We start from the raw sequence: 3,203 nt of genomic DNA, 5'->3' as shown, positions 1-3,203 counted from the left end.
CCAGGCGGCGGGCCGTCCGTCGCGTTACTGGCGGGATATGGATGACAAAACCTTCAAGCAGAAAGTGGACGACATGTTTACCGATGTCTCCATCATCGATACCACACGCAGGCCAGACCTGATGGCGGAAAAGCTGAGTTACGCGTCCTGACAGAATAGGGACTCATTCAGGCAGTATCAGAATGACTTGAATAATATGTGCTACATACAGCGCGCTGATTGAACCTGTCCAAAACGTACCTGGTTAATGGATTGACCAACATGCATTCGACGTATACCGAGCTTCCCGTTGTTAGACATGACGTGTACCGGAAAGACCGGGCATTAATGTACCAAACGGCTGGACTGCTGTTCGCTACGATCTGCGGTCTCGCCTACTGGTTTTACCTGGATACCTCATCAGTCGTACCGGCAATCATCTTTATTATCTTCACGAGTTTTGTTTTTTGGGGGTATCTGCGGCTGGATTTCGGAAACATCAATCACATGGTTGAAGTGACTCCTCAATTCTTGCGAGTCGATGACTGCCCGTTAAAGGAAATCGCCTGGCGGGATATTGCTCAACTTAAACTGGAAAAGCGTTCCAGTTCGCAGGGCGCCCGATCTGCGCTACTGATTATCTATTTGAAGGACGGACACAATTACCGTCTCCCGAAGCCTGGCAGATTCATATCGAAACAGCGCAGGGATGGTGGCATTGTTGCCACCAACCTTTACAACTACGAGGGCGACTACAACGAGATTTTTGAGCAACTTTGCGTGGCGAAAGAGGGCGGGCAATTTGTTCGGTGGCCATCGGATCAGACAGGACCAATTGGTCAGGTAGATCCGTCAATCGATACGTGTTCAGCCTAGGTAAACAAGCAGGCTTGATATTGTGAATTGCGGAGCGTATTCAACAAACGATTCGGATCAATATTTTGGACCTGCAGCCTATCGTCCGCAGTCGATTCCTGACCGGCCCGTTCAGCAACAGGATTCGAATCACTCGACGATGGGTCGCTCGGCTGGCTTTCGACTGCCCTGCGGAACGACTCAGGAGGTGATGCCGTTAAACCTCTTTACCGGTTTAAGGATCTTTAGTTTTGAATGAATGCTACGCGCCAGCCGCTTATCGGTCAGATGCCATTCCAAATCTGCCGGGAGGTGGTCACCGAGGATTGGATAAAGCCTTTGAACGCCTTAGTTGGGGACATTCCCGGATGCAGATTGTGCCCAATACGATGGAGGCACAGCTTGCGTATGCAGCCTTATTCAAGCAAAACAAGGATGCTGAGGATGGGTTCCCGTGGGGAGAAGAGGTTTTTAGTGTTAGTAAAGGATTTTTAAGCGGATTGCAGGGCCTCCTTTACATTATTTATATGTGTTCCGTTGTGTTTTTTTTTATTCAGCTCGGGATAACTGTGATTTTGCTTTTAATATGGATATCTGAAGGTCCGAGTCTTGAAGGACTGATTTTTTTTTATAACGCGCAAAAGTATTTTTATCTAATTGTAGGCGTAGGGTATTTCGGTGGTAAATATGGCCGTCTTCTGCTCGCTTACCTGACCCAAAAGCGTCAACGCGCTAATCCTACCGGCCTGTATCGTCGGGAAGGCTTGGTTCGCATCAAAAATCGGCGATCTGTCTTTGAGGCCCGTTTCATCGAATTCGATGCTTACCTGGTGCATATCCCCTCGGGCCGGGGTGGACGTTATTACAACCTGCTGCTACAGCACCGATACAGCGATCATAAGCTTTGGATGGAGGGTCTTTTGACGGATGCCATGAATCCCAAGGAAGTGTATGCTTATTGGGATATGATTCAGCAGTTTATGGATGTTACCAAGCCGCTGCCAGACTTGCCCATCTTCGAGCCTTTTCGTCACAGGGATCCGATAACCGCTGCTCACGATTGCCGTATTGAGCGAGACCCCTTCAAATGGCGTAAAATGACACCTGAATTTTGGCGAAAAAATCTGCACGGAAGGTATACGCGCCAACTGCAAGAAACAAACTTCACCCAAAGCTGTATTCTGGATGCTCACATAAAGGGTCGAGGGCGCCCAGCTCCGGATAATCCGGAAGGTGTTATGCTGGCGTAGGTTTCAGCAGCTAAGGTACGTCACTATAAATTTATCTTTCATGATTAGGAATCCTGCCGAAGGTAGGAGTTAGAAGCTGGATGCAGTGTGAGTAGCAAACTCAAATCCACAGGTTCCACCTGGCCAAGTTATTACGGCTCCTATGCTTATTGCTCTGACGCGATTCCCGAGCAAAGCAATCAAACTCAGGAATTGAACCGAACCGGATTAGATCGCTCAGCCAGCTTACGTTTGCCGTGGGGTAATACCCGAGAAGTAATGCCACCCACCTTCATGTCAAGAAACCCGCCCAAGAAGTTGCGGCGACTGGAGAAAAAAGAGGATCTGGCAGAGAAGTACGGACTTCACGTTGAGAGTAATCATGAATGCTTCCGGCATGCACCATTGGCTCTCCAGGCTCGATTAGTGAGTATAATTAGTGTTACAGGTGCGTTATGGGCCTATATTGTTTCTCCATTCGCTTTTTTTATGTTGGTCTTAATAACCTTGTTTGGTGAACGTGAAAGGAACTGGTTAGATTACTCTTTGGATCAAGCGCTGCCCTATTTGATTTTCCTTGGAGGCGGCTGGATTCTCATTTTGATGGCCAAACTGGCGTTACGCCTCTTCCCGAAATGGCTTTTACGGAATGGCCGAGGCCCTGAATGGGAATTCAACCGTCGCACCGGCATGATCAAGGTTTGGCAATACCCGAAAAAGCTTCCTTTTCTCCCCAGAAAGCCTCCGGTAGTGGTTGAAAAGCCCTTCTACGAATTCGATGCCTGGTGCTGTGCGAGGGTGGACCGTTTCGGTAGTTTGTTTGATCTGGTGCTCTCTCACCGATACAGCAAGCTGGACGTTACCGTTGGCGATCTTCTCGGCGCCCATGGCAGTCCAACCATGTGTTACGCCTACTGGGATTTCATCCAGAACTACATGGACATTACCAGGCCGCTGCCGGAACTGCCCATGCTGGAGCAGTATCGACACCTCGACCCGACCACCGCAAAGCACGACCAGGCGGCGGGCCGTCCGTCGCGTTACTGGCGGGATATGGATGACAAAACCTTCAAGCAGAAAGTGGACGACATGTTTACCGATGTCTCCATCATCGATACCACACGCAGGCCAGACCTGATG

General features: G+C 49.4%; 2 protein-coding genes and 1 pseudogene. All 3 read left to right on the top strand.

Going from position 1 to position 3,203, the window contains the following annotated elements:
- Nucleotides 1–261 precede the first annotated feature (261 nt).
- The gene (locus JIF53_RS14125) at nucleotides 262–855 is read left to right on the top strand and encodes a hypothetical protein (protein WP_199453010.1); all 594 of its coding nucleotides are present in this window, start codon (nucleotides 262–264) and stop codon (nucleotides 853–855) included.
- Nucleotides 856–1,085: 230 nt separating this feature from the next.
- On the top strand, nucleotides 1,086–2,084 hold the full coding sequence (locus JIF53_RS14120) for a hypothetical protein (RefSeq protein WP_199453008.1): 999 nt from the start codon (nucleotides 1,086–1,088) through the stop codon (nucleotides 2,082–2,084).
- A gap of 582 nt (nucleotides 2,085–2,666) precedes the next feature.
- Nucleotides 2,667–3,203: pseudogene (locus tag JIF53_RS19495) on the top strand (hypothetical protein); the annotation flags it as partial.

The organism is Marinobacter sp. bablab_jr008 (genome assembly GCF_016464145.1).
In the GTDB taxonomy this organism is placed as follows: Bacteria; Pseudomonadota; Gammaproteobacteria; order Pseudomonadales; family Oleiphilaceae; genus Marinobacter; species Marinobacter nauticus.
The sequence above is the reverse complement of the archived record's forward strand: the minus strand, read 5'-3'. Positions and strand labels throughout refer to the sequence as shown.

Coding starts and splice junctions, on each gene's coding strand:
- JIF53_RS14125 (WP_199453010.1), top strand. CDS start 262: ATGCATTCGACGTATACCGAGCTTCCCGTTGTTAGACATGACGTGTAC.